The 25,341-nt window shown below is 74.2% G+C and carries 22 protein-coding genes and 2 pseudogenes; 13 read left to right on the forward strand and 11 right to left on the reverse strand.

The features are described 5' to 3' along the window. Nucleotides 1–284 precede the first annotated feature (284 nt). On the forward strand, nt 285–1,547 hold the full coding sequence (locus JD77_RS16345) for an amidohydrolase (RefSeq protein WP_145775168.1): 1,263 nt from the start codon (nt 285–287) through the stop codon (nt 1,545–1,547). On the opposite strand, the gene JD77_RS16350 is transcribed toward JD77_RS16345, so the two are convergent. Continuing rightward, a complete protein-coding gene (locus JD77_RS16350; protein ID WP_246140702.1) occupies nt 1,504–2,394 on the reverse strand; it encodes a DUF4349 domain-containing protein in 891 nt (296 codons plus the stop codon). The two genes, JD77_RS16345 and JD77_RS16350, sit on opposite strands and share 44 nt — an antisense overlap. Nucleotides 2,395–2,590: 196 nt before the next feature. Here JD77_RS16350 and JD77_RS16355 point away from each other — a divergent pair, with 196 nt between their 5' ends. The 5 genes from JD77_RS16355 (at nt 2,591) to JD77_RS16370 (ending at nt 6,062) form a co-directional block, all read left to right on the forward strand. Further along, nucleotides 2,591–3,220 carry an MBL fold metallo-hydrolase gene (locus tag JD77_RS16355; RefSeq protein WP_145775169.1) on the forward strand — a complete coding sequence of 210 codons (630 nt, stop codon included), beginning with the start codon at nt 2,591–2,593 and terminating at the stop codon, nt 3,218–3,220. 5 nt (nt 3,221–3,225) lie between these two features. Continuing rightward, nucleotides 3,226–4,185, forward strand: a complete 960-nt coding sequence (locus JD77_RS16360; protein ID WP_145775170.1) for a hypothetical protein — start codon at nt 3,226–3,228, stop codon at nt 4,183–4,185. Between the two features lie 6 nt (nt 4,186–4,191). Then, nucleotides 4,192–4,827, forward strand: coding sequence for an SCO6745 family protein (locus tag JD77_RS16365; protein ID WP_425463572.1), 636 nt, complete (start codon nt 4,192–4,194; stop codon nt 4,825–4,827). Beyond that, nucleotides 4,824–4,952, forward strand: coding sequence for a hypothetical protein (locus JD77_RS35510; protein WP_425463573.1), 129 nt, complete (start codon nt 4,824–4,826; stop codon nt 4,950–4,952). The genes JD77_RS16365 and JD77_RS35510 overlap by 4 nt, the downstream gene beginning before the upstream one ends. 147 nt (nt 4,953–5,099) lie before the next feature. After that, nucleotides 5,100–6,062: a GNAT family N-acetyltransferase gene (locus JD77_RS16370; protein WP_145775171.1), complete on the forward strand. Its 963-nt coding sequence runs from the start codon at nt 5,100–5,102 to the stop codon at nt 6,060–6,062. Between the two features lie 72 nt (nt 6,063–6,134). Here JD77_RS16370 and JD77_RS16375 read toward each other — a convergent pair whose 3' ends face one another. Beyond that, on the reverse strand, nt 6,135–6,590 hold the full coding sequence (locus JD77_RS16375) for a gamma-glutamylcyclotransferase (protein ID WP_145775172.1): 456 nt from the start codon (nt 6,588–6,590) through the stop codon (nt 6,135–6,137). Nucleotides 6,591–6,696: 106 nt separating this feature from the next. Here JD77_RS16375 and JD77_RS16380 point away from each other — a divergent pair. Further along, nucleotides 6,697–8,099 (forward strand): annotated as a pseudogene (locus JD77_RS16380) (NAD(P)H-quinone dehydrogenase). Here JD77_RS16380 and JD77_RS16385 read toward each other — a convergent pair. Both JD77_RS16385 and JD77_RS16390 read right to left on the reverse strand, forming a co-directional pair. Continuing rightward, the gene (locus JD77_RS16385; protein WP_145775173.1) at nt 8,077–8,796 is read right to left on the reverse strand and encodes a DUF998 domain-containing protein; all 720 of its coding nucleotides are present in this window, start codon (nt 8,794–8,796) and stop codon (nt 8,077–8,079) included. The pseudogene JD77_RS16380 and the gene JD77_RS16385 overlap by 23 nt on opposite strands. 92 nt (nt 8,797–8,888) lie before the next feature. After that, complete coding sequence (locus JD77_RS16390; protein ID WP_145775174.1) at nt 8,889–9,536, reverse strand: DedA family protein; 648 nt, start codon at nt 9,534–9,536, stop codon at nt 8,889–8,891. Between the two features lie 704 nt (nt 9,537–10,240). Between JD77_RS16390 and JD77_RS16395 the strand changes: the two are divergent. Further along, nucleotides 10,241–11,128, forward strand: a pseudogene (locus JD77_RS16395) (aminoacyl--tRNA ligase-related protein); the annotation flags it as partial. 88 nt (nt 11,129–11,216) lie between these two features. On the opposite strand, the gene JD77_RS16400 reads toward JD77_RS16395, so the two are convergent. The 5 genes from JD77_RS16400 to JD77_RS16420 form a co-directional block, all read right to left on the reverse strand. Next, nucleotides 11,217–13,244 carry an ABC transporter ATP-binding protein gene (locus JD77_RS16400; RefSeq protein WP_145775175.1) on the reverse strand — a complete coding sequence of 676 codons (2,028 nt, stop codon included), beginning with the start codon at nt 13,242–13,244 and terminating at the stop codon, nt 11,217–11,219. Beyond that, complete coding sequence (locus JD77_RS16405; protein ID WP_145775176.1) at nt 13,241–14,974, reverse strand: ABC transporter ATP-binding protein; 1,734 nt, start codon at nt 14,972–14,974, stop codon at nt 13,241–13,243. Before JD77_RS16405 ends, JD77_RS16400 begins: the two co-directional genes overlap by 4 nt. Next, nucleotides 14,968–15,450: a MarR family winged helix-turn-helix transcriptional regulator gene (locus tag JD77_RS16410; RefSeq protein ID WP_145775177.1), complete on the reverse strand. Its 483-nt coding sequence runs from the start codon at nt 15,448–15,450 to the stop codon at nt 14,968–14,970. The genes JD77_RS16405 and JD77_RS16410 overlap by 7 nt, the downstream gene beginning before the upstream one ends. A gap of 134 nt (nt 15,451–15,584) precedes the next feature. Beyond that, complete coding sequence (locus JD77_RS16415; protein ID WP_145775178.1) at nt 15,585–17,024, reverse strand: GuaB1 family IMP dehydrogenase-related protein; 1,440 nt, start codon at nt 17,022–17,024, stop codon at nt 15,585–15,587. A gap of 60 nt (nt 17,025–17,084) precedes the next feature. Next, nucleotides 17,085–17,681: a LysE/ArgO family amino acid transporter gene (locus JD77_RS16420; protein ID WP_145777618.1), complete on the reverse strand. Its 597-nt coding sequence runs from the start codon at nt 17,679–17,681 to the stop codon at nt 17,085–17,087. An 84-nt stretch (nt 17,682–17,765) separates the two neighbouring features. Here JD77_RS16420 and JD77_RS16425 point away from each other — a divergent pair, with 84 nt between their 5' ends. Then, nucleotides 17,766–18,662, forward strand: a complete 897-nt coding sequence (locus tag JD77_RS16425) for a LysR family transcriptional regulator ArgP (protein WP_145775179.1) — start codon at nt 17,766–17,768, stop codon at nt 18,660–18,662. 9 nt (nt 18,663–18,671) lie between these two features. Here the strand turns inward: JD77_RS16425 and JD77_RS16430 are convergent, their stop codons facing one another. Further along, nucleotides 18,672–20,423 (reverse strand): acetyl/propionyl/methylcrotonyl-CoA carboxylase subunit alpha, encoded by a 1,752-nt coding sequence (locus JD77_RS16430; RefSeq protein WP_145775180.1) that lies wholly within the window; start codon nt 20,421–20,423, stop codon nt 18,672–18,674. A 145-nt stretch (nt 20,424–20,568) separates the two neighbouring features. Here JD77_RS16430 and JD77_RS16435 point away from each other — a divergent pair, with 145 nt between their 5' ends. The 4 genes from JD77_RS16435 (at nt 20,569) to JD77_RS16450 (ending at nt 24,701) form a co-directional block, all read left to right on the forward strand. Continuing rightward, nucleotides 20,569–21,180 carry a PadR family transcriptional regulator gene (locus JD77_RS16435; RefSeq protein ID WP_145777619.1) on the forward strand — a complete coding sequence of 204 codons (612 nt, stop codon included), beginning with the start codon at nt 20,569–20,571 and terminating at the stop codon, nt 21,178–21,180. Nucleotides 21,181–21,304: 124 nt separating this feature from the next. Further along, the gene (locus tag JD77_RS16440) at nt 21,305–22,264 is read left to right on the forward strand and encodes an ATP-binding cassette domain-containing protein (protein ID WP_145775181.1); all 960 of its coding nucleotides are present in this window, start codon (nt 21,305–21,307) and stop codon (nt 22,262–22,264) included. 204 nt (nt 22,265–22,468) lie between these two features. Continuing rightward, a complete protein-coding gene (locus tag JD77_RS16445) occupies nt 22,469–23,224 on the forward strand; it encodes an ABC transporter permease (RefSeq protein ID WP_145775182.1) in 756 nt (251 codons plus the stop codon). Between the two features lie 100 nt (nt 23,225–23,324). Then, the gene (locus JD77_RS16450) at nt 23,325–24,701 is read left to right on the forward strand and encodes an MFS transporter (protein ID WP_145775183.1); all 1,377 of its coding nucleotides are present in this window, start codon (nt 23,325–23,327) and stop codon (nt 24,699–24,701) included. Here JD77_RS16450 and JD77_RS16455 read toward each other — a convergent pair. After that, nucleotides 24,679–25,332, reverse strand: coding sequence for an O-methyltransferase (locus JD77_RS16455; protein WP_145775184.1), 654 nt, complete (start codon nt 25,330–25,332; stop codon nt 24,679–24,681). The genes JD77_RS16450 and JD77_RS16455 overlap by 23 nt on opposite strands. Nucleotides 25,333–25,341: the final 9 nt, after the last annotated feature.

Here is a 25,341-nt window from a genome sequence, read left to right on the forward strand (position 1 = left end):
CGGCGCGACTAATGCGACAATTCGGAACGACGGCCCCGGGTCGACGGTGACTTCGTGACCGCGTGAATCGGTTACGCGTTGTAGGAGGGGTGGGGCAGATGACGGCGTTCGATCGCGATCTACCTGCTGTCCCGCAGATTCTGGAGCCCCTGAGCCTGGGCATTCGTGACGCTGCGCGTTTCGATGATCACGAGAACGATGTCGCGCAGCGTCACCGCCGGAGGTCTAGGCTGTCTGCTGTCCTACCCGAAGATCCTTCCCTTTCTAGTGATCGAGAATTCGACGTGACGAGTGCGTTGACGCTGCCGAACGGCGGCCAGCTGGAGTCGTCCCCCTGGCCCGAGGCCCCGTCCGGGTTCCCGCCCCTGCCCTTCGGGCTCGACCACCTGCTCGCCCTCCGGCTACCCGGCCTCGTCGCCACCCGTCGGCACATCCACTCGCACCCGGAGCTCTCCGGCGAGGAGTTCGAGACCGCCGCCCTGATCGCCCGCGAGCTGTCGCTCGCCGGCCTGAACCCGCGGCTGCTGCCCAAGGGCAACGGCGTCATCTGCGACATCGACGGCCGCCCGGACGGCCCGGTGATCGCGCTGCGCGCCGACATCGACGCGCTGCCGCTGACCGACGTCAAGGACGTGCCGTACCGGTCCACGAAGGACGGCGTCTGCCACGCCTGCGGCCACGACGTGCACACCACCGTGATGCTCGGCGTCGGCATGCTGCTGGCCCAGCTCGCCGACCTCGGCGAGCTGGACGGCCGGGTCCGACTGATCTTCCAGCCGGCCGAGGAGATCCTGCCCTGCGGCTCGCTGGAGGTCATCGAGGCCGGCGGCCTGGACGACGTGGTGCAGATCTTCGCGCTGCACTGCGACCCCAACCAGCCGGTCGGCCGGATCGGCCTGCGGGTCGGCCCGATCACCGCCGCCGCCGACAACGTCACCGTCCGGCTCACCGGCCCGGGCGGGCACACCGCCCGCCCGCACCTGACCGTCGACCTGGTCGACGCGCTGGGCCGGCTGGTCACCGAAGTGCCCGCCCTGGTCAGCCGCCGGGTGCCGGCCAACAGCGGGCTGCTGCTGGTGTTCGGCCACGCCGCGGCCGGCACCCGGTACAACGTCATCCCGTCCGAGGCGTCCGCCTCCGGCACCCTGCGGGTGATGGACCGAGACACCTGGGAGCAGGCACCCAAGATCGTCGCTCAGGTGGTCCGCGACGTCATCGCCCCCACCGGCGCGACCGTCGACCTGGAGTACCTGCGCGGCCGGCCGCCGGTGACCAACGACGCCAAGGCGATCCAGGTGCTGACCGCCGCCACCGCCGCCGCGCTCGGCCCGGAAGGCGTCGCCGAGACCCCGCAGAGCATGGGCGGCGAGGACTTCTCCTGGTACCTGGAGTACGTCCCCGGCGCGCTCGCCCGGCTCGGCGTCGGCCGGTCCGGCCCGAACGTCGACCTGCACCGCGCCTCGTTCGACGTGGACGAGCGGGCGATCCCGGTCGGCATCCGGGTCATGGTGCAGACCGCGCTGCGGGCACTGGCGGCGGCTCGCTGACGGCGCCGGGGCCGCCGGCGGCCGCCTGCGCGACGGGCACCCGCCCGCGCCGGCGCAGCCGCAGCAGCAGCGCGACCACGACCGCCAGGGGCACCGCGAACGGCAGCACCGCACCGAGCACGGTCAGCAGGACGTTCACCGAGGCCACGAGGGCCTTCCAGCCGCCCTCCAGGCCGGCGAGGAAGCCCGTCCCGGTCTCCTCCTCGTCGTCGCCGGCGTCCGGCCCGACGAGGGTGAGCGTGATCGTGGACAGCGCCGTGAGGTCGGCCAGTCGGCGCTTCTTCGCCTCCAGCGAGGCGAGGTCCGCCTCCCGCCGGGCCACCTCGCCCTCCAGCGTCACGAGGTCGCCGATCGAGGTCGCCCGCGCCAGCAGCTTGCGGCCGCTCTCCACCCGGGCGCGCTGGGTGGCGATCCGGGCGTCCAGGTCGACGGTCTCCTCGGTCACGTCGTCGGTGCGCACCGAGCGCTGCTGCTGCCGGCCGAGCTTCGCCAGGTCCTCCAGCACGCCGGCGAACCGGTCGGCCGGCACGCGCAGCGTGAGCTCCGCCCGGGCGTCGGCGTCCCCGCTGCGCCGCTCGTCGCCGCCGACGAAGCCACCCGCCCCCGTCACCGTCGTGACGGCCGCACGGGCGGCGGCCTCCACGTCGTCCACGGCGACCCGCATCGTTCCCGTGTAGATGATCGACCGCCGGTCGACCCGTAGATCCGGCGACCCGCCGCCGGCGCCGGCCTTCGCGTCCGCGCCGCCCGCGTCCGCGTTGTTCCCGCCCGCCGGCCCGCCGGCCGGCGCCACCGCCGACGAGTCCCGGGCGCTCTCCGAGCCCCCGAGCCGCGGAATCCGCTGCACCCGCCCACCGCGAGCAGGGCCGCCAGCCCCAGCGCCGCCAGCAGCCGATGTCTGTTCCGTCCGTCCATCCCCGCTCCGATCGTCTTCTCCCGCGGGCCTTCCGGCGCCGCGGCGATACGTCAGACGTGACGCGCGGTCGCGCCGGTTCCGGCAGACTGCGCTGAGGACGTCACGATTCGATAATCCAGGAGCCACGATGCAGGTCACCAAGTACGCCCACTCCTGCCTCCGCATCGAGCACGACGGGGGAGTGCTCGTCGTCGACCCCGGCGTGTTCAGCGACCCGGCGGCACTGGACGGGGCGGACGCGGTGCTGATCACCCACGAGCACCCCGACCACGTGAACGCCGAGGCGATCACCCGGCAACTCGATCGGCGGCCGTTCCGCGTACACGGCCCGGCGTCGGTGGCCGGCGCTCTCGGCGACGCGGCCGAGGCGCTGGACCCGGTCACCCCCGGCCAGTCGTTCACCGCGGCCGGCGTTCCGGTGCGGGCGTACGGCGGGCGGCACGCCGTCATCCACCCCGACATCCCGGTGATCGACAACATCGGCTACCTGATCAACGACGCCGTCTACCACCCGGGCGACTCGCTCGTGGTGCCCGAGGACACGCCGGTGGACACCCTCTTCGCGCCGGTCCACGCCCCCTGGTGCAAGTTCTCCGAGGTGCTCGACTTCATCCGGGCGGTCGCGCCGCGCCGCGCGTACGCCCTGCACGACGCGCTGCTCAACGACAACGGCGTCGCCGTCTACGACCGCCAGTACGCGGCCCTGTCCAAGACCGACTACCAGCGCCTCGAACCGGGCAGCCGGTTCGTCGTCTGACCGCGGTGCCAGCCCCTCGGGACCTGGTCCGGCGGCTGTACACCGAGTCGCCGGACCGGTTCGTCGCCACCCGGGACGCCGCCGTCGCCGAGGCCCGCCGGGCCGGCGACCCGGCCACCGCCCGGGAGATCGCCCGGCTGCGCCGGCCGACCGTGGCGGCGTGGCTGGTGAACCTGCTCGCCGTCCGCCGCCCCGAGCTGGTCGCCGACCTGGCCCAGCTCGCCGAGGCGCTGCGCGCCGCCCAGCGCGACCTGCGCGGCCCCCGGCTGCGGGAGCTGTCCGCCCAGCGGCGGGCGGTGGTCGCGGCGCTCGTCGCCGAGGTGCGCCAGCTGGCCGCCGAGGCCGACGGCGGACCGCCGGCCGGGAAACTGCCGCTGGCCGAGGTCGAGGCCACCCTCAACGCCGCGCTGGCCGACGCGGAGGTGGCCGAGCAGGTGCGATCCGGCCGGCTGCTGCGGGCCGCCAGCTACGCCGGCTTCGGCGAGGTGCCCCGCCCACAGCTGCGCCTGGTCACCGGCGGCGAGGAGCCGGCCCCCGCGCCCCGGCGGGGCGGCGCCGCCGAACGGGACCGCGCCGCCGAACGGGACCGGGCGCAGCGGGAACGCGACGAGCGGGCCGCCGAACGGGCGGCCCGGGCCGAGCGGGCGCGGCAGCGGCGCGCGCTGGAACGCGAGCTGGCGAAGGCGCGTACCGACCAGGAGCGGGCGGAGGCGGAGCTGGCCGACGCGGCGGACGCCGAGCACGACGGCGCGGCGGAACTGGCCGACATCGAGCGGTCCCTGGCGGAGCTGGAGCGCCGCCGGGCCGAGGCCGAGCAGGAGCTGAGCCGGCGGAAGCTGGCCCGGCGAACGGCCGAGCGCGCGGTCACCGCCGCCCGCCGCCGCACCGGAGAGGTGGAGGGGGCCGTCGAGGCGCTCGACGCCGAAGAGGGGGCTGCCGTCGGCGGCGACGGCGGGGCAGACTGACTCACGATGACGCCGGAGCAGCTCGCCGCCGCGAGCAAGCCGTACGTGCTGGAGCTCGGGGACGCCTTCAGCCGCTGCCCCGACACCCTGCGCCGGGCCCGCCTGCTCGGCATCCCGGGCTGGGCCTTCTACATCGCGGGTCGGGCCGGGGCGCTCGGCGACGTCCGGGCGCCGACGGTGGCCGCCGCCCTCGGCTTCATCGCCCCGGACGCGGTCGCCGACGGCTGGGACGCCGCCGCCCGGGTGGTCCCTCCGGTCGAGGTGGCGGTGGCGAACCTCGCCGAGTGCTGCCGGTGGGGCGGCCAGCAGCTCGCCGGCGTGGCCGGGGTGACCCGGCTGGCCGGGCTGCTGCGCCGGGTGGTCGACGCCGCGGACGACAGCGCCATGCCGCTCTTCGCCGCCTGGCGGGCCATGCCGGTGCCGGACGACTCCCCGGGCGCCCGCGCCGCCGTCGGCCTGCTGCTGCTGCGCGAGCACTTCGCGGCGGCGTACCTGCTGGCGGTGCGGGCCGGCGGGATGACCCCGCTGGAGGCGGTGCTGGCGGGCCGGAGGGCGAGGCGGGCGCGCTGGCGTGCGGCTGGGAGCCGCCGTACCCGCACGTCGCCCCGCTGGTGCGGCGCCGGCTGTGGGCGGAGGCGGTGACCGACCGGTTGGCTTCGGCCGCGTTCCGGGCCCTCGCGCCCGGCGAGGGCCCGGAACTGCTGGACCTGCTCGCCGCCACCCAGGCCGAGGTGCAAGGAAGGGCCCCTTCCCAACGCCTGCGGTAGGGCGGGCCGCCCCTCGCACCGCCGGAGCCGCCGCCCGGGCCGCCACCCTGGCCCGTCGCCCGGGCCCCCGCCCGGGCCGGCGGCGGGAGCGCCGACGCGGGCGAAAAATGGGCGGCGTGTGGCGCTGCCGCCTGCCAGGATCGCCCCGTGACCCTTCCCGCCGGCTGGACCGCCCGCCGCCCCACCCTCGACGACGTGCCGGCGATCCTGGCCGTCGTGCACGCCGCCGACACCTTCGCGATCGGCCACCCGGACTTCGACGCCGAGGACGTCAAGGCCGCGCTGGCGGCCCCCCACGTCGATCCGGCCCGCGACTCGTGGCTGGTCACCGGCCCGGACGGCGTCGCGGTCGCCTGGGCCATCGTGGACAACCCGACCGGGATCGGCCGGGAGTTCGTGGACGTCTACGTGGACCCGGAGCGGGGCGCGCCGCTGCGCGCGCCGCTGCTGGCCCGCCAGCTCGACCGCACCGCCGAACGGGCTGCCGAGCGCGGGCTGCCGGCGCTGACCGTCCGCTGCGCGGCCTGCGCCCCGGAGACCCGGTGGGCGACCGAGCTGGCCGCGGCCGGTTTCGCCCGGGTCAAGCGGTACGTGCGGATGAACCGCTCCCTCGCGGACCTGCCCGCCGAGCCGCCGCCCCCGGCCGGGGTGACCGTCCGGTCGCTGCGCCCCGGCGACGAGGCCGACCTGCGGCTGTTCCACCGCATCTTCGACACCGCGTTCCGGGACACCCCCGACCACGAGCCGCTCGACTTCGACCAGTGGCGCGAGCAGCTCCCGTCCTACGGCAAGGTCTGGGACGAGTGGTTCGTCGCCGAGGTCGACGGGGAACCGGCGGGTGCCCTCCAGTCCGCCGACCAGGCGCTGGAGCACGACTCGGGCTGGGTACGCACGCTCTCGGTGCTGCCCGCGTACCGGCGGCGCGGGGTGGGCGCGGCGCTGCTGCGCCGGGCTTTCGCCACGTACGCGGCGAAGGGCCGCGCCGCCGCCGGCCTCGGCGTCGACCTCGCCAACCCGACCGCCCCGGTCACCCTCTACCGGACCGTGGGCCTGATTGAGATGCACTGGGTCGACATGTACGAGCGGTCGGTCGCCGCCACGGGTGTGTGATAGCCGACCCGGTGCGGGGGTGCCGCCCCGCCCGCCGCGGGCGCGGCGCAGACTGGGCGCGTGGGAGACGCGCTACGCCGACGCGGTGCCGGTGGGGCGGGACCGCAGCCCGCTGACGTAGTCGGCGGGGGCGCCCGCCTTCTCGGCCGCGGTCGCGATCTCCGACAGGTACCACGACGTCGGCAGGCCGCCCTCGTACCCGTCGAACACGTAGACCCAGGCGGTCACGTCCCCGTCCAGGGTGGAGACCCGGACGTGCAGCTTGCGGTACGTCCCGGCGGCCACCCCCTCGATCTCGTCGAGCTGGGCGGCGTCGTAGGGGTGGATGTCGTACAGCGCCACGAAGACCCGGTCGCCCGGGGACTCGACGACGGTGCTGACCGCGCCCTCCCAGCCGATCACGCCCTCGCCGGCGAAGGTGAGCCGCCAGCCTTCCAGCCAGCCGGTGCCCACCATCGGGGAATGCGGACAGTAGGCCCGCATCCGGGCAGGGTCCAGGTTTGAGCCGTAGGCGGCGTAATGACGCACGGCGATGACGATAGCCCGGCGGACGGGTGGGGGAGAATACGACGGTGCGTGTCGGACGCGTTGGGGAGAAGAAAGTCACTGTGGGCATCGACGAGGGGCGGGCGCTGTGAGCCAGATCGTGATCATCGGCGGGGGCCGGCCGGGTACGAGGCGGCCCTGGTCGCGGCCCAGCTGGACGCTGATGTCACCGTCGTGGAGGCGGACGGCGCCGGCGGTGCCTGCGTGCTCTCCGACTGCGTCCCCTCCAAGACCTTCATCGCCAGCTCGGAGGTGGTGACCGGGTATCGGGACACCGAGGAGTTCGGGGTGCACTCCGACGGGCTGGAGGCGGTCACCGTCGACGCCCAGGCGGTGCACGACCGGGTGAAGCGGCTCGCACTGGCCCAGTCCGCCGACATCCACGCCAAGCTGGTGAAGGCCGGCGTCACGTTCGTCTCCGGCACCGCCCGGCTGGGCGAGGACATGCTCGGTCACACCCACCGCGTGGTCGTCGCGCCGGCCGACGGCGCCGAGGCGTACTCGGTCGACGCGTCCACGGTGCTGATCGCCACCGGCGCCACCCCGCGCCAGCTCCCCACCGCCGTACCGGACGGGGAGCGCATCCTGACCTGGCGCCAGGTGTACGACCTGCCCGAGCTGCCCGAGCACCTCATCGTCGTCGGCTCCGGCGTCACCGGCGCCGAGTTCGCCAGCGCGTACCTGGCCATGGGAGTCGAGGTCACCCTGGTGTCCAGCCGGGACCGGGTGATGCCGCACGAGGACGCCGACGCCGCGATGGCCATCGAGCGGGTCTTCCGCTCCCGGGGCATGAGCATCCTCAACAACTCCCGCGCCGAGGCGGTCCGCCGGTCGGCCGACGGGGTGGAGGTCGAGCTGTCCGACGGCCGCAAGGTGCACGGCTCGCACGCCCTGATCGCCGTCGGCTCGATCCCCAACACCGCCGGCCTCGGCCTCGCCGAGTACGGCGTCGAGCTGGCCCGGGGCGGCTACGTCAACGTGGACCGGGTGTCCCGGACCAACGTCCCCGGCATCTACGCCGCGGGCGACTGCACCGGGGTGCTGCCGCTGGCCAGCGTCGCCGCCATGCAGGGGCGGATCGCCATGTGGCACGCGCTCGGCGAGGCGGTCCGGCCGCTGCGGCTGCGTACGGTCGCGGCGAACGTGTTCACCGACCCGGAGCTGGCCACGGTCGGCGTCTCGCAGGACGAGGTGGACGCCGGCAGGGTGCCCGCCCGGCAGGTGATGCTGCCGCTGTCGGGCAACGCCCGGGCGAAGATGGACGACCTCGCCGACGGTTTCGTCAAGCTCTTCTGCCGGCCCGCGAGCGGCCAGGTGATCGGCGGCGTGGTGGTGGCCCCGAAGGCCAGCGAGTTGATCCTGCCCATCACGATGGCGGTGGAGAACAACCTCACGGTCAACGAGCTGGCCCAGACCATCACCATCTACCCGAGCCTGTCCGGCTCGATCACCGAGGCCGCCCGCCAGCTCATGCTCCACGAACTGGAGTGATCTCCCGCGCGGCCCCGGCCGGTCGGTCGACCGGCCGGCGGGCCAGCCTCGCCGCGACCACGCCGAGCAGGGCGACCTCCGCGAGGATGAGCAGGCGCTCGGCGAGCCCGATCAGCAGGCGTTCGCCGGGATAGGCGGACCAGACCATCGCGCCGGCCAGCAGCAGGCTGGCCAGGGCGAGCCCGCGCACCCAGCCGGCGGCGCGGCCGCCCAGGTGCCCGGCGAGCAGCCAGCCGGCGACCGGCAGCGCGAGGAAGGCGACCACCGAGGCGTACCGGTGCAGGTAGGCCGCGGTGTCCATGGGCAGGCCCGGCCCGTTGGTGGGCAGCACGGCGGCGGAGACCAGGCCGGCGGCCCACGCGGCCAGGAGGATCCCGGCGGCGCGCCGCCGCCCGGCCCGGCCGAGCGCCGGCCCGCCGCCGGTCGGGGCCCGTCCGTGGCCGCCGGGCCGCGACCCGCCGCGGGCCGACCCCGTTCCGGTACGCCAGAGGGCCGGGATCAGCACCGCCGTCGCGGCGGCGAGCACGGCCATGGCCGCGTCGATGACGCCGCCCCGGTCGGAGACGGCGAAGTCGCTGACGGTCAGCGACCAGGGGCTCAGATCGTCGTTCACGTCGAGGTGACCGAGGACGGCGAGCGCCGCCGCCAGGGCGATCCCGCCGAGGGCGAGGAGGCCGCTTGTCCGGGTTTCGGGCATGCCCCAGCCTGTCGCCGAGGCCACCCGAAACGGATCCGGGACGGCCACCCACCCAGGATCCGGGGAAGTCCCCTACCTGCGGTGCCGGGGCGTCAGGAGCCGGGGTGCGCCGACCGGTCGGCCCCGACCCGGACCTCGGCCTCGATTTCCGGGCGGGCGTTGCGGGCGCTGATGGCGGTCATCGCCCACCCGGCGACGGTGAACCCGGCCGCCGCGACGGCCGCGACCACCAGCAGCCGCCAGGTCGACCCGGTCAGGGCCGTCCCGCCCAGGTGCCCGACGAGTGCCCCGTACGTCGCCCAGCCGCCCGCCGCCATCGCCTCGTAGGTGAGGAACAGCCGGTACGGGTACCGACTGCGCCCGGCCGCGAAGCAGGCCGCCATCCGGCCGCCGGGCACGAAGCGGCAGAGCAGAATGACGAGCGGGCCGGGGTGGCGCAGGCCGCGGGTGACCCGGCCGGCCACCCGGCGGGCCCGGCCCGGCTCGGCGTGTCCGCACTCCCGGCGGTCCGGCGCGCCCCGGCCGAGCAGGTAGCAGGCCAGGTCGCCGGCGAACACGCCCAGCGCGCCGACCCCGATCGTCAGCGGCAGGCTCAGCCCGCCGTACACGGTGAGCGCCCCGACGGTGATCATCACGGCCTGGGTTGGGACAACCGGCACGAACGCGTCGACCACCAGCAGCCCGAGCAGCACCAGGTACGCCCACAGCGGCGACGTGACGTCAGTGAGAAGTTCGGGCACGACTGCCACCTCGCCGGGGTCGGCTGATCGGGTCTACCGAGCCTGACGGCGTGTCCGGTGTCACCGGGGGCCGACCCTGGCCCGTGGTGACCACAAACACGGCGGGGCCACCAGGATAAAACGAGGTACGGCGGCGAAAGGTGACGATCCGCCGAGGCGTCCCGGCCCCGACCAGCGCCGCCGGCGCCGCGACCTCGGCGTCCGGCTGGTGGCGGGCGGCGAATCCGCCTGCGTGCGCGTACCGTTGTCGGCGCGCGGCCCCAGGCGCGTCGGGCCCCCCGTTCCCGACGACACCGGGCCGCCCTGGGCGGCCGACAGGTCCCGTGTCGGCCGCCCGCCCCTTTCCTGGCCTGCGGTTCTGCTGCGGACTGCGCCGGGCAGGGAAACCACCTGCGTCCGAGTCGCCGGGCTTCCTCCCACGAGGGCCGGGATCATGTCCATGGACCGTAGTGCATACGTCCCACTCCAGCGAGCCGATTGCGAAAGGTGACGAATCGCCTACAGTCGGGGCGGAGGTGTGGGTTTCGCAGGCCCGGTGCCGACGGGCCGAAGCCGCGCCGAGCCGCGCCCGCGCGAAACTCGGATGCGCGCCGCGCCGTCACACTCCTACCGTCTTCCCATGCGCAGCGCGGTACGGGCCACGACGCCGGGACACCCCGGCGCGCCGCACTGACGTCACCGTCAACCGAGGCCCCGGGGCGATCCGCTCGCTGCCGCTGCGGGTGGGCGAGCTGGGCGGCATGTACCGCGCGGAGCGCTCGGGGGTGCTCGGCGGGCTGTCCCGGGTGCGGGCGATCTCGCTCAACGACGCGCACAACTTCTGCGCCCTGGAGCAGGTGGGCGAGGAGGTCGCCGTGATCCTGTCGCTGATCCGCGAGGCGCACGCCGCGCTCGGCGTCCGCCCGGCGGGGTTCCGGCTGTCGCTGCGCGGGCCCGGGCAGCGGTACGTCGGCACCGACGACCAGTGGCGGCGGGCGGAGGAGCTGCTGCGGGGCGCCCTGGCCGGGGTCGACTTCGTCGAGGCGCCCGGCGACGCCGCCTTCTACGGGCCGAAGATCGACATCCAGATCGTCGACGCGGCCGGCCGGGAGTCGACCCTCTCCACCGTCCAGCTCGACTTCGACAAGCCCGAGCGGTTCGACCTGTCGTACGTCGACGCGTCCGGGGCCCGGCGCCGGCCCGTGATGGTGCACCGCAGCCTCGTGGGCAGCATGGAACGCCTCTTCGCCTACCTGATCGAGGTGCACCAGGGCGACTTCCCGCCCTGGTACGCCCCGGTGCAGCTGGTGGTGCTCCCGGTCGACCCCGGCGACGCCGCGCAGGCGGACGTGGCCGACCGGCTGGCCCGGGACGCCGTGGCGCTCGGCCTGCGGGCCGAGGTGGACGGGGGCGGGTCGCTGGGCGCCCGGGTCCGCGACGCCGCCCGCCGCCGCGTCCCGTACGTCGGCGTGATCGGCGCGCGGGAGGCGGCCCACGGCTCCGTCGCCCTCCGGCTGCGCGACGGCCGCGTCCCGGGGCCGCTCCCCGTGTCGGACGCCCTCGCCCTGGTCGGGGCCGTGGTCGCCACCCGCTCGGCGGACCTGCTGCCCTGACCGCCCCCGCCCGGGCGGGACCCGCCGTCCCGACCCGCCCCGCGATCCGGGGCGGGTCGCCGGCGGTCGATCCCCGGCCACGCCCGCCCTACACCGACGCGGGCTCGGCGGTGGCGAGGTCCGGCCCCGCCTCGGGGATCGCGGACTGGCTGAACTGGGACTGGTAGAGGTGGTGGTACGCCCCGTTCGCCGCCAGGAGTTCCTCGTGCGTGCCCTGCTCGACGATCCGGCCGTTCTCCATCATCAGGATCAGGTCGGCGTCGCGGATGGTGGACAGCCGGTGGGCGATGACGAAGCTGGTGCGGTCCGAGCGCAGCGCCGCCATCGCCCGCTGGAGCAGGACCTCCGTGCGGGTGTCCACCGAGCTGGTGGCCTCGTCCAGGATGAGCAGCGACGGCTCGGCCAGGAACGCCCGGGCGATGGTGATGAGCTGCTTCTCGCCCGCGCTGACGTTGCTGCCCTCCTCGTCGATCACCGTGTCGTAGCCGTCGGGGAGGCTGCGCACGAACCGGTCCACGAACGTGGCCCGGGCCGCGTCGACGATCTCCTCCTCGGTGGCGCCCGGCCGGCCGTACGCGATGTTGTCCCGGATGGTGCCGCCGAAGAGCCAGGTGTCCTGGAGCACCATGCCGATCCGGCCGCGCAGGTCGTCCCGGGCCAGGGTGGTGATGTCCACCCCGTCGAGGGTGATCCGGCCGGCGTCCAGCTCGTAGAACCGCATGATCAGGTTGACCAGCGTGGTCTTGCCGGCGCCCGTCGGGCCGACGATGGCCACGGTGTGCCCGGGCTCGGCGACCAGGGACAGGTCCTCGATCAGCGGCTTGTCCGGCTCGTACCGGAAGGAGACGTGCTCGAACTCGACCCGGCCGTGCGGGTCGGCCACCCGGGCCGGCACCGCCGGGTCGGGGCTCTGCTCCTCCGCGTCGAGCACCGCGAACACCCGCTCGGCGGAGGCCACCCCGGACTGGAGCAGGTTCGCCATGGAGGCGACCTGGGTCAGCGGCTGGGTGAACTGCCGGGAGTACTGGATGAACGCCTGCACGTCGCCGAGACTCATCGACCCGGACGCCACCCGCAGGCCGCCGACCACGGCGATCGCGACGTAGCTCAGGTTCCCGATGAACATCATCGCCGGCATGATGATCCCGGAGATGAACTGGGCGCCGAAACTGGCCCGGAACAGCTCCTCGTTCTTGGCGTGGAAGGCCGCCTCGACCTCGCGCTGCCGGCCGAAGACCTTGACCAGCTCGTGGCCGGTGAACGCCTCCTCGATCTGGCCGTTCAGCTCGCCGGTGTGCGTCCACTGGGCGATGAACTTCTGCTGCGACCGCTTCGCGATCTGCCCGGTCACGATCACCGACAGCGGCACCGCGACCAGGGCCACCAGCGCCAGCAGGGGCGAGATCCAGAACATCATGGCCAGTACGCCGACCACGGTGAGCAGCGACGTGAGCAGCTGGCTCAGCGTCTGCTGGAGCGTCTGCGAGATGTTGTCGATGTCGTTGGTGACCCGGCTGAGCAGCTCGCCGCGGGGCTGCCGGTCGAAGTAGGGCAGCGGCAGCCGGTTGAGCTTGTCCTCCACGTCGGCGCGCAGCTTCAGCACCGTACGCTGCACGACGCCGTTGAGCAGCCAGCCCTGCCACCACATCAGCGCGCTGGCGGCCAGGTAGAGCCCGAGCGCGAGCAGCAGCACCCGGCCGAGCGCGGGGAAGTCGATGCCGACCCCGGGCACCACGTCCATCCGGGCGAGCATGTCGGCGAAGTTGTCGTTGCCGCTCGCCCGGGCGGCCGCGACGGCCTGCTCCAGGGTGGTCCCGGCGGGCAGTTGCCGGCCGATCACCCCGCTGAAGATGAGGTCGGTGGCGCGGCCGAGCACCTTCGGCCCGTACACGCTGAATCCGACGCTGACCACGGCCAGGCCGATGATGACGACGAGCTGGAGCCGGTGCGGCCGCAACCGGCCCAGCAGCCGGCGGGCGGACGGCCCGAAGTTCATCGACTTCTCGGCCGGCATGCCGGCGCCCATCCACGGCGGGCCGCCGCGCTGGCCGCCGGGCGGCAGCCGCTTCGGCGTCGCCGCCTCCGGGGCGCGCTTCTGTTCCGGTACGGCGGTCATGCCGTCACCTCCGCCGTCTGCTGGGAGGCGACGATCTCCGCGTACGTCGGGCAGGTCTCCAGTAGTTCGGCGTGTCGGCCCATTCCGACGATGCCCCCGTCCTCGAGCACGATGATCTGGTCGGCGTCGACGATCGTGGAGACCCGCTGGGCCACGATCACCACCGCCGCGTCCGCGGTGACCGGCCGCAGCGCCGCCCGCAGCCGGGCGTCGGTGCCGAGGTCGAGCGCCGAGAACGAGTCGTCGAAGAGGTAGATCTCCGGCCGGCGGACCAGGGCCCGGGCGATCGCCAGGCGCTGCCGCTGCCCGCCGGAGACGTTCGTGCCGCCCTGCGCGATCGGCGCGTCCAGTCCGCCCGGCATCGTGGCGACGAAGTCGCGGGCCTGGGCGATCTCCAGGGCCGCCCAGAGCTCGTCGTCCGTGGCGTGCGGGTTGCCGTAGCGCAGGTTGCTGGCGACGGTGCCGCTGAACAGGTACGGCCGCTGCGGCACCAGCCCGATCCGCCGCCACAGCTCGTCGGGGGCCAGGTCGCGCACGTCCACCCCGTCGACCAGCACGCTGCCGGAGGTGGTGTCCACCAGCCGGGGAATCAGCGACAGCAGCGTCGTCTTGCCGGCGCCGGTGCTGCCGATGATCGCCGTGGTGCGCCCGGCCGTGGCCCGGAACGAGATGTCGTGCAGCACCGGCGCGCTCGCCCCCGGGTACTGGAACCGTACGTCGCGCAGCTCCAGCTCGCCCCGCGCGGCCACCTCGGCCACCGGCTGCGCCGGGGGCGCCACCGACGACCCCGTGTCCAGCACCTCGACGATCCGTTCGGCGCAGACCGCGGCGCGCGGCACCATCATCAGCATGAAGGTGGCCATCATGACCGCCATCAGGATCTGCATCAGGTACTGCAGGAAGGCGGTGAGCGCGCCGACCTGGATCTGGCCGGCGTCGACCCGCTCCGCGCCGAACCACAGCACGGCGACGCTGGAGACGTTGAGCACCAGCATGACCACCGGGAAGATCAGGGCCATCAGCCGGCCGGTGCGCAGGGCGGTCGCGGTGAGGTCGGCGTTCGCCCGGCCGAAGCGCTCCGTCTCGTACGGCTCCCGGACGAACGCCCGGACCACCCGGATGCCGGTGATCTGCTCGCGCAGCACCCGGTTGACGGTGTCGATGCGGGTCTGCATCAGCCGGAACCCGGGCACCATCCGCCGGATGATCAGCCCCAGCCCGATCGCCAGCACCGGGACGCAGACCAGCATCAGCCAGGAGAGCCCGAGGTCCTCGCGCAGCGCCATCACCACGCCGCCGACGCTCATGATCGGCGCGGCGACGAGCATGGTGCAGCTCATCAGCACGAGCATCTGCACCTGCTGCACGTCGTTGGTGTTGCGGGTGATCAGCGAGGGCGCGCCGAAGCGGGCCACCTCCCGGGCGGAGAACCGGTTGACGTGCCCGAACACCTCGGCCCGGACGTCTCGCCCGAACCCCATCGCGGTCCGTGCGCCGAGGTAGACCGCCGCGGTCGAGCAGGCGATCTGCACGAGGCTGACCAGGAGCATCCAGCCGCCCGTGTGCAGGATGTAGCCGGTGTCGCCGCGGGCCACGCCCTGGTCGATGATGTCGGCGTTGAGGCTCGGCAGGTACAGCGAGGCCATGGTGCCGACGAACTGGAACGCCACCACCGCCGCGAGGGCCCGGCGGTACGGGCGCAGGTGGGTGCGGAGCAACCGGATCAGCACGGCGGGGCCTCCGGTCTGGACTCGGGCGTCGTCAATGTGGGTTCCTCTCCCAGGCTGATGACTTCCAGCAGGAACTCCCGGATCACGGCCGCCTTCGCCGGATCGGCGTCGACCGAGGTGAGGGGCCTGCCGGAGTGGATGATCGTGGTGAGCGCCGCGACCCGCTCCCGGCCGGCGGTGGTCAGCGCCAGGCGTACGCTGCGTCGGTCGGCGTCGTCGCGTCGGCGCTCGACGAGGCCGTCGCGCTCGAGGGTGTCGACGATGCCGGTCAGGGTGGCCGGCCGGACGAAGCAGAGTTCGGCGGTCGCCCGGTGCGGCAGCTCACCGAACCGGGCGAGGGTCATCAGGGTGGCCATGCCCGCCTGGGTGAGCCCGTGCTCCTCGGCGAGGTAGCGGTTCCACCGCTGGCCGACGACGTGACCGGCGATGGCCAGCAGGCGGCCGAGCGGCACGTCGTGCAACGTGACCAGATCCATGCCGCCAACGTTAGCGTCCTGATCGTAAGGGGCCAAACGAATTTCGTCCGACCCGCGGGTGAACCTCCGCCCCGGGTAACGTACGCGCCGCGGGCAAGGTCACTGCCCGCGGCGCGTCTCGTCACCCAACGCGTTCACCAGCTCGTCGGCAGCGGCATCCCCTCGGTGTAGCCGGCGGTGCTCTGCACCCCGACGACCGCCCGCTCGTGGAACTCCGCCAGGTCCCGCGCCCCGGCGTACGTGAACGCGCTGCGCACCCCGGCGACGATCTCGTCGATCAGGTCCTCCACCCCGGGGCGGTTCGGGTCCAGGTGCATCCGCGCCGAGGAGATGCCCTCCTCGAAGACCGCCTTGCGGGCCCGCTCGAACGGGCTGTCGTCGGCCGTCCGGGCGCTGACCGCGCGGGCCGACGCCATCCCGAAGCTCTCCTTGTACCGCCGCCCGTCCGCGTCCGTGTACAGGTCGCCCGGGGACTCGTACGTGCCGGCGAACCAGGACCCGATCATCACGTTCGACGCGCCGGCAGCGAGGGCCAGGGCCACGTCCCGGGGGTGCCGCACCCCGCCGTCGGCCCAGACGTGCCGGCCCTGCCCGCGGGCCGCCGCCGCGCAGTCCAGCACGGCCGAGAACTGCGGCCGGCCCACGCCCGTCATCATCCGCGTGGTGCACATCGCGCCCGGCCCGACGCCCACCTTCACGATGTCGGCGCCCGCCTCGACCAGGTCGCGTACCCCCTCGGCGGTGACCACGTTGCCGGCCGCGACCGGGACGCCCGGATCGAGCCGGCGCACCGCCCGCAGCGCCGAGATCATCCGCTCCTGGTGGCCGTGCGCCGTGTCCACCACCAGCGTGTCCACCCCCGCCTCCAGCAGCGCCCTCGCCTTGCCGGTGACGTCGCCGTTGATGCCGACCGCCGCCGCGATCCGCAGCCGGCCCCGGTCGTCCACCGCCGGCCGGTAGAGGGTGGCGCGCAGCGCGCCCTGCCGGGTCAGCACCCCGACCAGGCGGCCCTCGCCGTCCACCACCGGCGCGAGCCGCCGCCGGCCCGCCGAGAGCCGGTCGAATCCGGTACGCGGGTCCGCGTCGGCCGGCACGGTGTGCAGCTCGGTCGACATGACGTGCCGGAGCTGGGCGAACCGGTCCACCCCGACGGTGTCCGCCTCGGTGACCACCCCCAGCGGCCGGCCGTCGGAGTCCACCACGACCACCGCGCCGTGGGCGCGCTTCGGCAGCAGGTGGATCGCGTCCCCGACGGTGTCGGTCGGGCCGAGCGTGATCGCGGTGTCGTGCACCAGGTGTCGCTGCTTCACCCAGGCCACGACGTTGGCCACCACCTCGATCGGGATGTCCTGCGGAATGACCGCGATGGCGCCGCGTCGGGCCACGGTCTCGGCCATCCGCCGCCCGGCCACCGCCGTCATGTTCGCGACCACCAGCGGGATCGTGGTGCCGGTGCCGTCGGCGGCGGCCAGGTCGACGTCCAGCCGGGAGCCGACCTCCGAGCGGGCCGGGGCCATGAAGACGTCGTTGTAGGTCAGGTCGTGCGCGGGAGCCGCGCCGGAAAGGAACCGCACCCGGTCATCATTCCTGGCCGCCCGCGACCCCGCCGCCGCTGGTCGCGGAAACACCCGCGCTCAGCCCGCGAGCAGCGCCACCGCCACCGCGGCCATCACGGCCGCGACCGCGCCGTCGAGCACCCGCCAGGCCGCGGTACGGGCGAGCAGCGGCGCGAGCCGGTGCGCCCCCGTGCCCAGCGCGGTGAACCAGACGACGCTGGCGGCCGCCGCTCCCGCGCCGAACCACCACCGGTGCTCGTGCTGCTGGGCGATCCCGCCGAGCAGGAGCACCGTGTCCAGGTAGACGTGCGGGTTGAGGTAGGTGAACGCCAGGCAGGCCAGGATGGTGGCGCGCAGCGAGGCCGGCGGTCGGTCGGTCGGTACGAGTGCGTCCGGGCGCAACGCGCGGCGCGCCGCGAGCACCGCGTAGCACAGCAGGAACGCCGCCCCACCGAACCGGACGGCGGTCAGCAGCGCCGGCCGCCCGGCGACGACCGAGCCCACCCCGGCGACGCCCGCCGCGATCAGGAGTGCGTCCGAGGCGGCGCAGGCGGCGACGACCGGCCCGACGTGCTCCCGGCGCAGGCCCTGGCGCAGCACGAACGCGTTCTGCGCGCCGATCGCGACGATCAGGGCGACGGAGACGGAGAACCCGGTTGCCGCCGAGGTGATCAGTTCTGGGTACGGCACGTCGGGGACGCTACGGCCGGCGGGAACCTGCGTCCAGCTGAACTTTTTCACGTTCCATAAGCTGTGCTGATGGAAGGTCTCGACTCCACCCAGCTCCGTACGCTCGCCGCCGTGGCCGCCGAGGGCAGCTTCGAGGGCGCCGCCCGGCTGCTGCACGTCACGCAGTCGGCGGTGAGCCAGCGGATCAAGTCGCTGGAGGAGACCGTCGGGCAGGTCCTCGTCCGCCGGTCCCGGCCGTGCCGGGTGACCGCGGCGGGCCGCCCCCTGCTCCGGCTCGCCGGTCAGCTCGTCCTGCTGGAGCGCGAGGCGCTGGCCGACGCGCGCAGCCCGCTGGGCGGGGCGCGTACCCGGGCCCGGGTCCCCGTGGTGGTCAACGCCGACTCGCTCGCCACCTGGTTCGTCGGCGCGCTGGCTCGGCTGCCCGGGGAACTGGCGCTGTCCTTCGACATCCGGCAGGACGACCAGGACCACACCGCCGAGCTGCTCCGGGACGGCTCGGTGATGGCGGCGGTGACCGCCCAGCGGGAGGCGGTGCAGGGCTGCCGCGTACGCCGGCTCGGCGCGATGCGCTACCGCGCGCTGGCGACCCCCGCGCTGGTCGACCACTGGTTCCCCGACGGCCTCACCGCGTCCGGCCTCGCCGAGGCGCCGGTGGTCGTCTTCGACCGCAAGGACCGGGTGCAGCACCGGTTCCTGCGGGCGGTGGCCGGGCGGGACCTGGACCCGCCCGTGCACTACGTGCCGTCCGTGCCGGCGTTCGGCGAGGCGATCCGGCGCGGGCTCGGCTGGGGCCTCGTACCCGAACAACTCGCCCGCGCCGACCTGGCCTGCGGGGCGTGCGTGGACCTCGACCCCGAGCGGACCGTCGACGTCCCCCTGTACTGGCAGCACTGGCGGCTGGACTCGGCGGTGCTCGGGGCGCTCACCGACGCCGTCCACGCGGCGGCCGCCGAGGCCCTCCGCTGAGCCGGTGCCTCAGGCGATGGTGCAGATCGCGGCCCCGGCCGGGATGACCGCGCCGACCTCGGCGGACAGGCCGCTGACCGTGCCGGCCTTGTGGGCGTGCAGCGGCTGCTCCATCTTCATCGCCTCCAGCACGACCACGAGGTCGCCCTCGGCGACCGTGTCCCCGTCGGCGACGGCGATCTTGACGATCGTGCCCTGCATGGGAGAGGCGAGCGTGTCGCCGCCGACCGCCGCGCCGGCCTTGGCCCCGCCGCCCCGCCGGGCCGGCTTCCGCACGGCGGGCGCCGCGGCGGCCGTACCCGCGCCGAGGCCGGCGGGGAGGGTGACCTCCAGCCGCTTGCCGCCCACCTCGACCACGACGGTCTCGCGCTCGGCCGGCGCCTCGGCGGGGCCGCCGGCCGGCGAAAACGGCGGCACGGTGTTGTCGAACTCCGTCTCGATCCAGCGGGTGTGCACGGTGAACGGCTCGGCGGTGAACGCCTCGTCGCGGACGACCAGGCGATGGAACGGCAGCGCCGTGGCCATGCCCTCGACGACCATCTCGTCGAGCGCCCGGCGGGCCCGCTCCAGCGCCTCGGTGCGGGTCTCGCCCGTGATGATCACCTTGGCCAGCAGCGAGTCGAAGTTGCCGCCGATCACGTCGCCCGCCGTGATGCCGGTGTCCACCCGGACGCCTGGGCCGGTGGGCAGCCGCAGCGCGGTGACGGTGCCCGGGGCGGGCAGGAAGCTGCGCCCCGGGTCCTCGCCGTTGATCCGGAACTCGATGGCGTGCCCGCGCGGGGTCGGGTCCTCGGTGTGGCGCAGCTTCTCGCCGTCGGCGATGCGGAACTGCTCCCGGACGAGGTCGATGCCGGCGGTCTCCTCGGTGACCGGGTGCTCGACCTGGAGCCGGGTGTTGACCTCCAGGAAGGAGATCGTGCCGTCCGCGCCGACCAGGTACTCCACGGTGCCGGCGCCGTGGTAGCCGGCCTCCCGGCAGATCGCCTTGGCAGAGTCGTGGATCTGGGCGCGCTGGGCGTCGGTGAGGAACGGCGCGGGGGCCTCCTCGACCAGCTTCTGGTGCCGGCGCTGCAGCGAGCAGTCCCGGGTGCCGACCACGATCACGTTGCCGTGCTGGTCGGCGAGGACCTGCGCCTCGACGTGGCGGGGCTTGTCCAGGTACCGCTCGACGAAGCACTCGCCCCGGCCGAACGCGGCGACCGCCTCGCGGGTGGCCGACTCGAACAGGTGCGGGATCTCCTCCATCGTGCGCGCCACCTTGAGCCCACGCCCGCCGCCACCGAAGGCGGCCTTGATGGCCACCGGCAGGCCGTGGTCGACGGCGAAGGCGATCACCTCGTCGGCGTTGCCGACCGGGTCGGGGGTGCCGGGGACCAGGGGCGCGCCCGCGCGCTGGGCGATGTGCCGGGCGGTGACCTTGTCACCGAGGTCGCGGATCGCCTGCGGGGTCGGGCCGATCCAGGTCAGCCCGGCGTCGATGACGGCCTGGGCGAAGTCGGCGTTCTCGGAGAGGAACCCGTAGCCGGGGTGCACCGCGTCGGCGCCGGCCCTGGCCGCGATGTCGATCAGCTTGTCGATGCGCAGGTAGCTGTCCGCGGCCGTGTCGCCGCCCAGGGCGTACGCCTCGTCGGCGAGGGTGGCGTGCAGGGCGTCCCGGTCGGAGTCCGCGTAGACGGCGACGCTGCCCAGACCAGCGTCGCGGCAGGCGCGGATGACGCGGACGGCGATCTCGCCGCGGTTGGCGATGAGTACCTTGCGCACCTTGGGCTCCTCCCGAGGGGTTACTGACCGGGAGTGTATCGGCCACCCTCCCCGGCGCTGAACGATCGATCAGGGTGGGATCGCGCACTGTCCCCGAGCGATAGTCAAACTTGTCTAATACGCTTCTCCGGTGTCTGCCACCCGGATGATGATTCTCGGCCTCGTGAAGTGGATGCAGCCGGTGCACGGCTACGACGTCCGCCGCGAGCTGCTCAGCTGGAGCGCCGACAAGTGGGCGAACGTGCAGCCCGGCTCGGTCTACCACGCGCTGCGCAAGCTCACCCAGGAGGGGCTGCTGCGCGAGGTGGCCACCGAGCAGGTCGGCGCCCGCCCGGCGCGGACGACCTACGAGATCACCCCGAAGGGGATCGACGAGTTCGAGACCCTGCTGCGCGACCTGTGGTGGGGCAACCACCAGGCGGCCGACCCGTTCGTGGCCGCCTTCGCGTTTCTGCCGGCCCTGCCGCGCGAGGAGGCGGCGGCCGCGCTGCGCGCCCGGGCCCAGGTGATGCGGGTCAACAACGAGACGGCCCGCGCCTCGATGGAGTCGGCCTGGATCCGGGAGTCCAAGCCGATCGGCGTCACCTGGATGTACGAGCTGTGGATCGCCCGCGGCGAGGCGGAGGCCGCCTGGTGCGAGCGGGTCGCCGACCTGATCGAGTCCGGCGTGCCGTACCTGCCGGAGCGGCTGGCCAACGCGCCGGGGTGGGGCGGGCTGGACGCCGGGTCCGGCGGGGGCGCCGACGGCAACGCGTAATAATCAACGTTGACTAAAAACGCTATATCGCGTTAGCCTCGGTGGGACGTTCCGGGGCCACCTCCTGCGTGGCGTCCCCGGGGAACGGCCGGCCAGGTCCGGCCACGGACGACCAGGAGCGCAAATGATCGAGACCAGGGGGCTGCGGAAGTCGTTCCGCTCGCGGGCCGGCCGGGAGAAGCGGACGGTCGACGCCGTCAGCGGGGTCGACCTGAAGGTGGCCGAGGGCGAGATCTTCGGCTTCCTCGGCCCGAACGGGGCCGGCAAGACCACCACGCTGCGGATGCTGGCCACCCTGATCGAGCCGGACGGCGGCGAGGCCACCATCGCGGGCGCCGACCTGCGCGCCAACCCCGCCGAGGTGCGCCGCCGGATCGGCTACGTCGCCCAGGGCGGCAGCACCTGGAACGACTCCACGGCCCGGGAGGAACTGGTCCTGCACGCCCGGATGTACGGCATCGGCAAGGCCGAGGCCCACCGCCGGGCCGAGCGCGCGCTGGCCGCCTTCCAGCTCACCGAGTACGCCGACCGCAAGTGCAAGACCTACTCCGGCGGCCAGCGCAGGCGGGTCGAGATCGCCCTCGGCATCATCCACGAGCCACGGATCGTCTTCCTCGACGAACCGACCACGGGCCTCGACCCGCAGAGCCGCGCCCACATGTGGGACGAGATCCGCCGCCTGCGCGCCGAGGGGATGACCGTCTTCATCACCACGCACTACCTCGAGGAGGCGGACGCGCTCTGCGACCGGATCGCCATCATGGACCACGGCGAGGTGGTCGCCGAGGGCACCCCGGCCGAGCTGAAGCGGGAGATCTCCGGCGAGGTGGTGTCCGTCGGGCTCGACGCCGACGCCACCGCGCGGGCCGCCGAGTTGCTGGACGCCGAGCCGTACGTCACCAAGCTGGAGACCGCCGACGGCGGCGGCCTGCGCCTCTTCGTCGACGAGGGGGCGACGGCCATCCCGCAGATCCTGCGCCGGCTCGACCAGGGCGGCCTCGCCCTGAACTCCATCGAGCTGCACCGCCCGAGCCTCGACGACGTCTTCCTCACCAAGACCGGCCGCTCGCTGCGCGAGTCCTGAAGCCGCCGCTCGTCCGCCGCTCGTCCGCCGCTCGTCCGCCGCTCGTCCGCCGCTCGTCCGCCGCTCGTCCGTCGCCCGTCCGCCGCCTCGGCGCACCGCCTGTCCGCCGCCTCGGCGCACCGCCTGTCCGCCGCCTCGGCGCCGCCGGGGCGCGAGCGTTCCAGGAGCGCGCCGAGGGGCGCGCCCGTCCCAGGAGAAGAATCCATGAAACTCGCCCGCGACACCTGGCTGATCTTCCAGCGCCAGATGCAGCTGCTGCTGCGCAACCCGGTCTGGGTCTTCGTCGGCGTATTCCAGCCGGTGATGTACCTGCTGCTGTTCGCCCCGCTGCTCAAACCGGCGCTGGGCGCGCCGACGCAGGCCGAGGCGTACAAGATCTTCGTGCCCGGCCTCCTCGTGCTGCTGGCCATCTTCGGCGGCATGTTCCAGGGCTTCGGCCTGATCGCCGAGCTGCGCGCCGGGGTGATCGAGCGGTCCCGGGTCACCCCGGTCAGCCGGGTCGCCCTGCTGCTCGGCCGGGCCCTGCGCGACGTGGTGTCGCTGCTCGTCCAGGCCGTCATCATCACCCTGCTCGCCCTGCTGTTCGACCTGCGGGTGTTCATCGGCGACCTGCTGCTGGCGTACCTGATGCTCGCCCTGATCGCGCTGATGACCGCGGCCGTCTCGTACGGCCTCGCGCTCAAGGTCAAGAGCGAGGACGCGCTCGCCCCGCTGATGAACACCGTGGCCCAGCCGGTGCTGCTGCTCTCCGGCATCCTGCTGCCGCTCACCTTCGCCCCCGGCTGGCTCCAGGGCATCGCCGAGTGGAACCCGTTCTCCTGGGCCGTCGACGGCACCAGGGCCCTGTTCGCCGGAGACCTCGGCGACGACAAGGTGTGGCAGGGGCTGACCATCGTCGCCGTGCTGGCCGCCGCCGGCGTCGTCTGGGCCGCCCGCCAGTTCGCCCGCAGCGTCCGCTGAGGGTGCGGGGCGCCCCTACGCACCGCCGCGCGAACGAGCGGCGAGAGTTGGCTCTCACGAGGGACGGGGCGCGGGTCCGGCGCGCGTAGCGTAAACGCCCGTGCCCCGCCTCGCCCATGACAAGATCACCTGGCTGACCTACGCCCAGCTGGGCCTGTGGGGCTTCTTCCTGTACGGCTTCGGCCCCGTCGTCCCGCTGCTGCGCGACGAGCAGGGCACCAGCGCAGCCGTCGCCGGCCTGCACAGCACCGCCATCGCCGTCGGTGCGATGCTCGGCGGGGCGCTCTTCCCCCCGGTCGCCCGCCGCGTCGGCCGCGGCCCGGCCATCTGGCTCGGCCTCGCCGGGGTCGCCGCCGGCGTAACCGCGTTCGGCACCCTCCGGGCGCTGCCCGCCACCCTCGCCGCCGTCGTCGTGACCGCCACTTTCGGCATGATGGTCATCAGCGGGGTCAGCGTCGTGCTCACCGCTCACCACGGGCCGGCCGCTCCCGCCGCCCTCACCGAGGCCAATGCCGCCTGCGCCGGCATGGGCATCCTCGCCCCGCTGGTCATCGGGTCGACCGTCGACGCGGGGCTCGGCTGGCGGCCGGTGATGGCCGTCGAGGTCGGCCTGATCGCGCTGGTCGCCCTCGCCGCCCTGATCTTCCGGGTACGGCTGCCCGGCCCGGCCGCCCCGACCCCAGCCCCGGCTCCCTCCAGCACCCCGCCAGTTCCGTCCGGTGCCACGCCTGTTCCGTCCGCTGCTCCGGCTGTTCTGTCCACCGCTCCGGCCGTTCCGCTCACCGCCCCGGCTGCCGCGCCGCGGGCGGGTGGGGGAGCCCTGCCGCGGGCGTACTGGATCGCCTGGGTCCTGATGGCCGTCACCGGGTCGATCGAGGTGTGCCTGTCGCTCTGGACCGCCGACGTGCTCCGCTCGCACGCCGGGCTCGGCGCCGGGGCCGCCTCGGCAGCCGTCGCCGCGATCGTCTCCGGGATGTTCCTCGGCCGGCTGGTCGGCGGCCGGGCCGCCCTGCGTTACCCGTCCGTACCGCTGCTGCTGGTCGCGCTCGCGGTCTCCCTCGCCGGGTTCGCCGTCTTCTGGACCGCCCCGATCGGCTGGCTGGCGGTCAGCGGGCTCGTCGTGCTCGGCCTCGGCAACGCGCTGCACTACCCCTTGGCGATCGCGATCGCCCTGGCCGCCGCCGGGCCCTCCGCCGACAAGGCGGCCGGTTGGGCGTCGTACTCGATGGGGGTCGGCTTCGGGATCGCGCCGGTGGCGCTCGGCTGGGTGGCCGACTCGGTCGGCCCGCACCTGGCCTTCCTCCTGTTGCCGGGGTTCATCGCGGCGGCGGTGCTGCTCGCCCTGCGACTCGGCCGCGCGCTGCGGGCCGCGGGCGGCCTCGGGGTGCGCCATGTCGCCGACGTGGCGGTGTCACCGGTTGGCGGAAGCCCCCACGTCGGCGACATGGAGTCGATCAACGCACGCGGGCGAGCGTGACGCCGTCGGCGATCGGCAGCATCACCACGTCCACCCGGACGTCGGCCATGATTTCGTCGTTGAACGCGGCGATGGCCCGGTCGTCGGCGTCTTGCGGGGCCAGCACCCGGCCCCCGCGCAGCGTGTTGTCGACCGCGATGAGCCCGCCCGGACGCATCCGGGGCACGAGCTCGGCCCAGTAGACCGGGTAGCCGACCTTGTCCGCGTCGATGAACGCCAGGTCCAGGTGCCGCTCGTACGGCAGTTCGCGCAGCGTGTCCCCGGCCGGGCCGACGCGCAGCTCGATCCGTTCCTGCACGCCGGCCCGCTCCCAGTACCGCCGGGCGATGCCGGTGTACTCCTCGGAGATGTCGAAGCAGGTCAGCCGCCCGCCCTCGGTCAGCCCCCGGGCGATGGCCAGCGCCGACAGCCCGGTGAACGTCCCCACCTCGACTGCCTGCCGCACCCCGAGTGCCCGGGTGAGAAAGGTCAGGAGTGCGGCCTGCTCGGGCGCGACCTGCATCCTCGCCTCGGCGGGTAGCGCGGCGCGCGTCTCCTCGGCCAGGTCGCGCATCACGTCGTCCGGTGCCGCGCCGTGGGCCACGACGTACGCGTGCAGTTCCGGGGTCAGCGGCAGGGTCTTGGTGCTCATGACCGGACG

It is taken from the genome of Micromonospora olivasterospora (assembly GCF_007830265.1).
GTDB classification, from domain to species: domain Bacteria; phylum Actinomycetota; class Actinomycetes; order Mycobacteriales; family Micromonosporaceae; genus Micromonospora; species Micromonospora olivasterospora.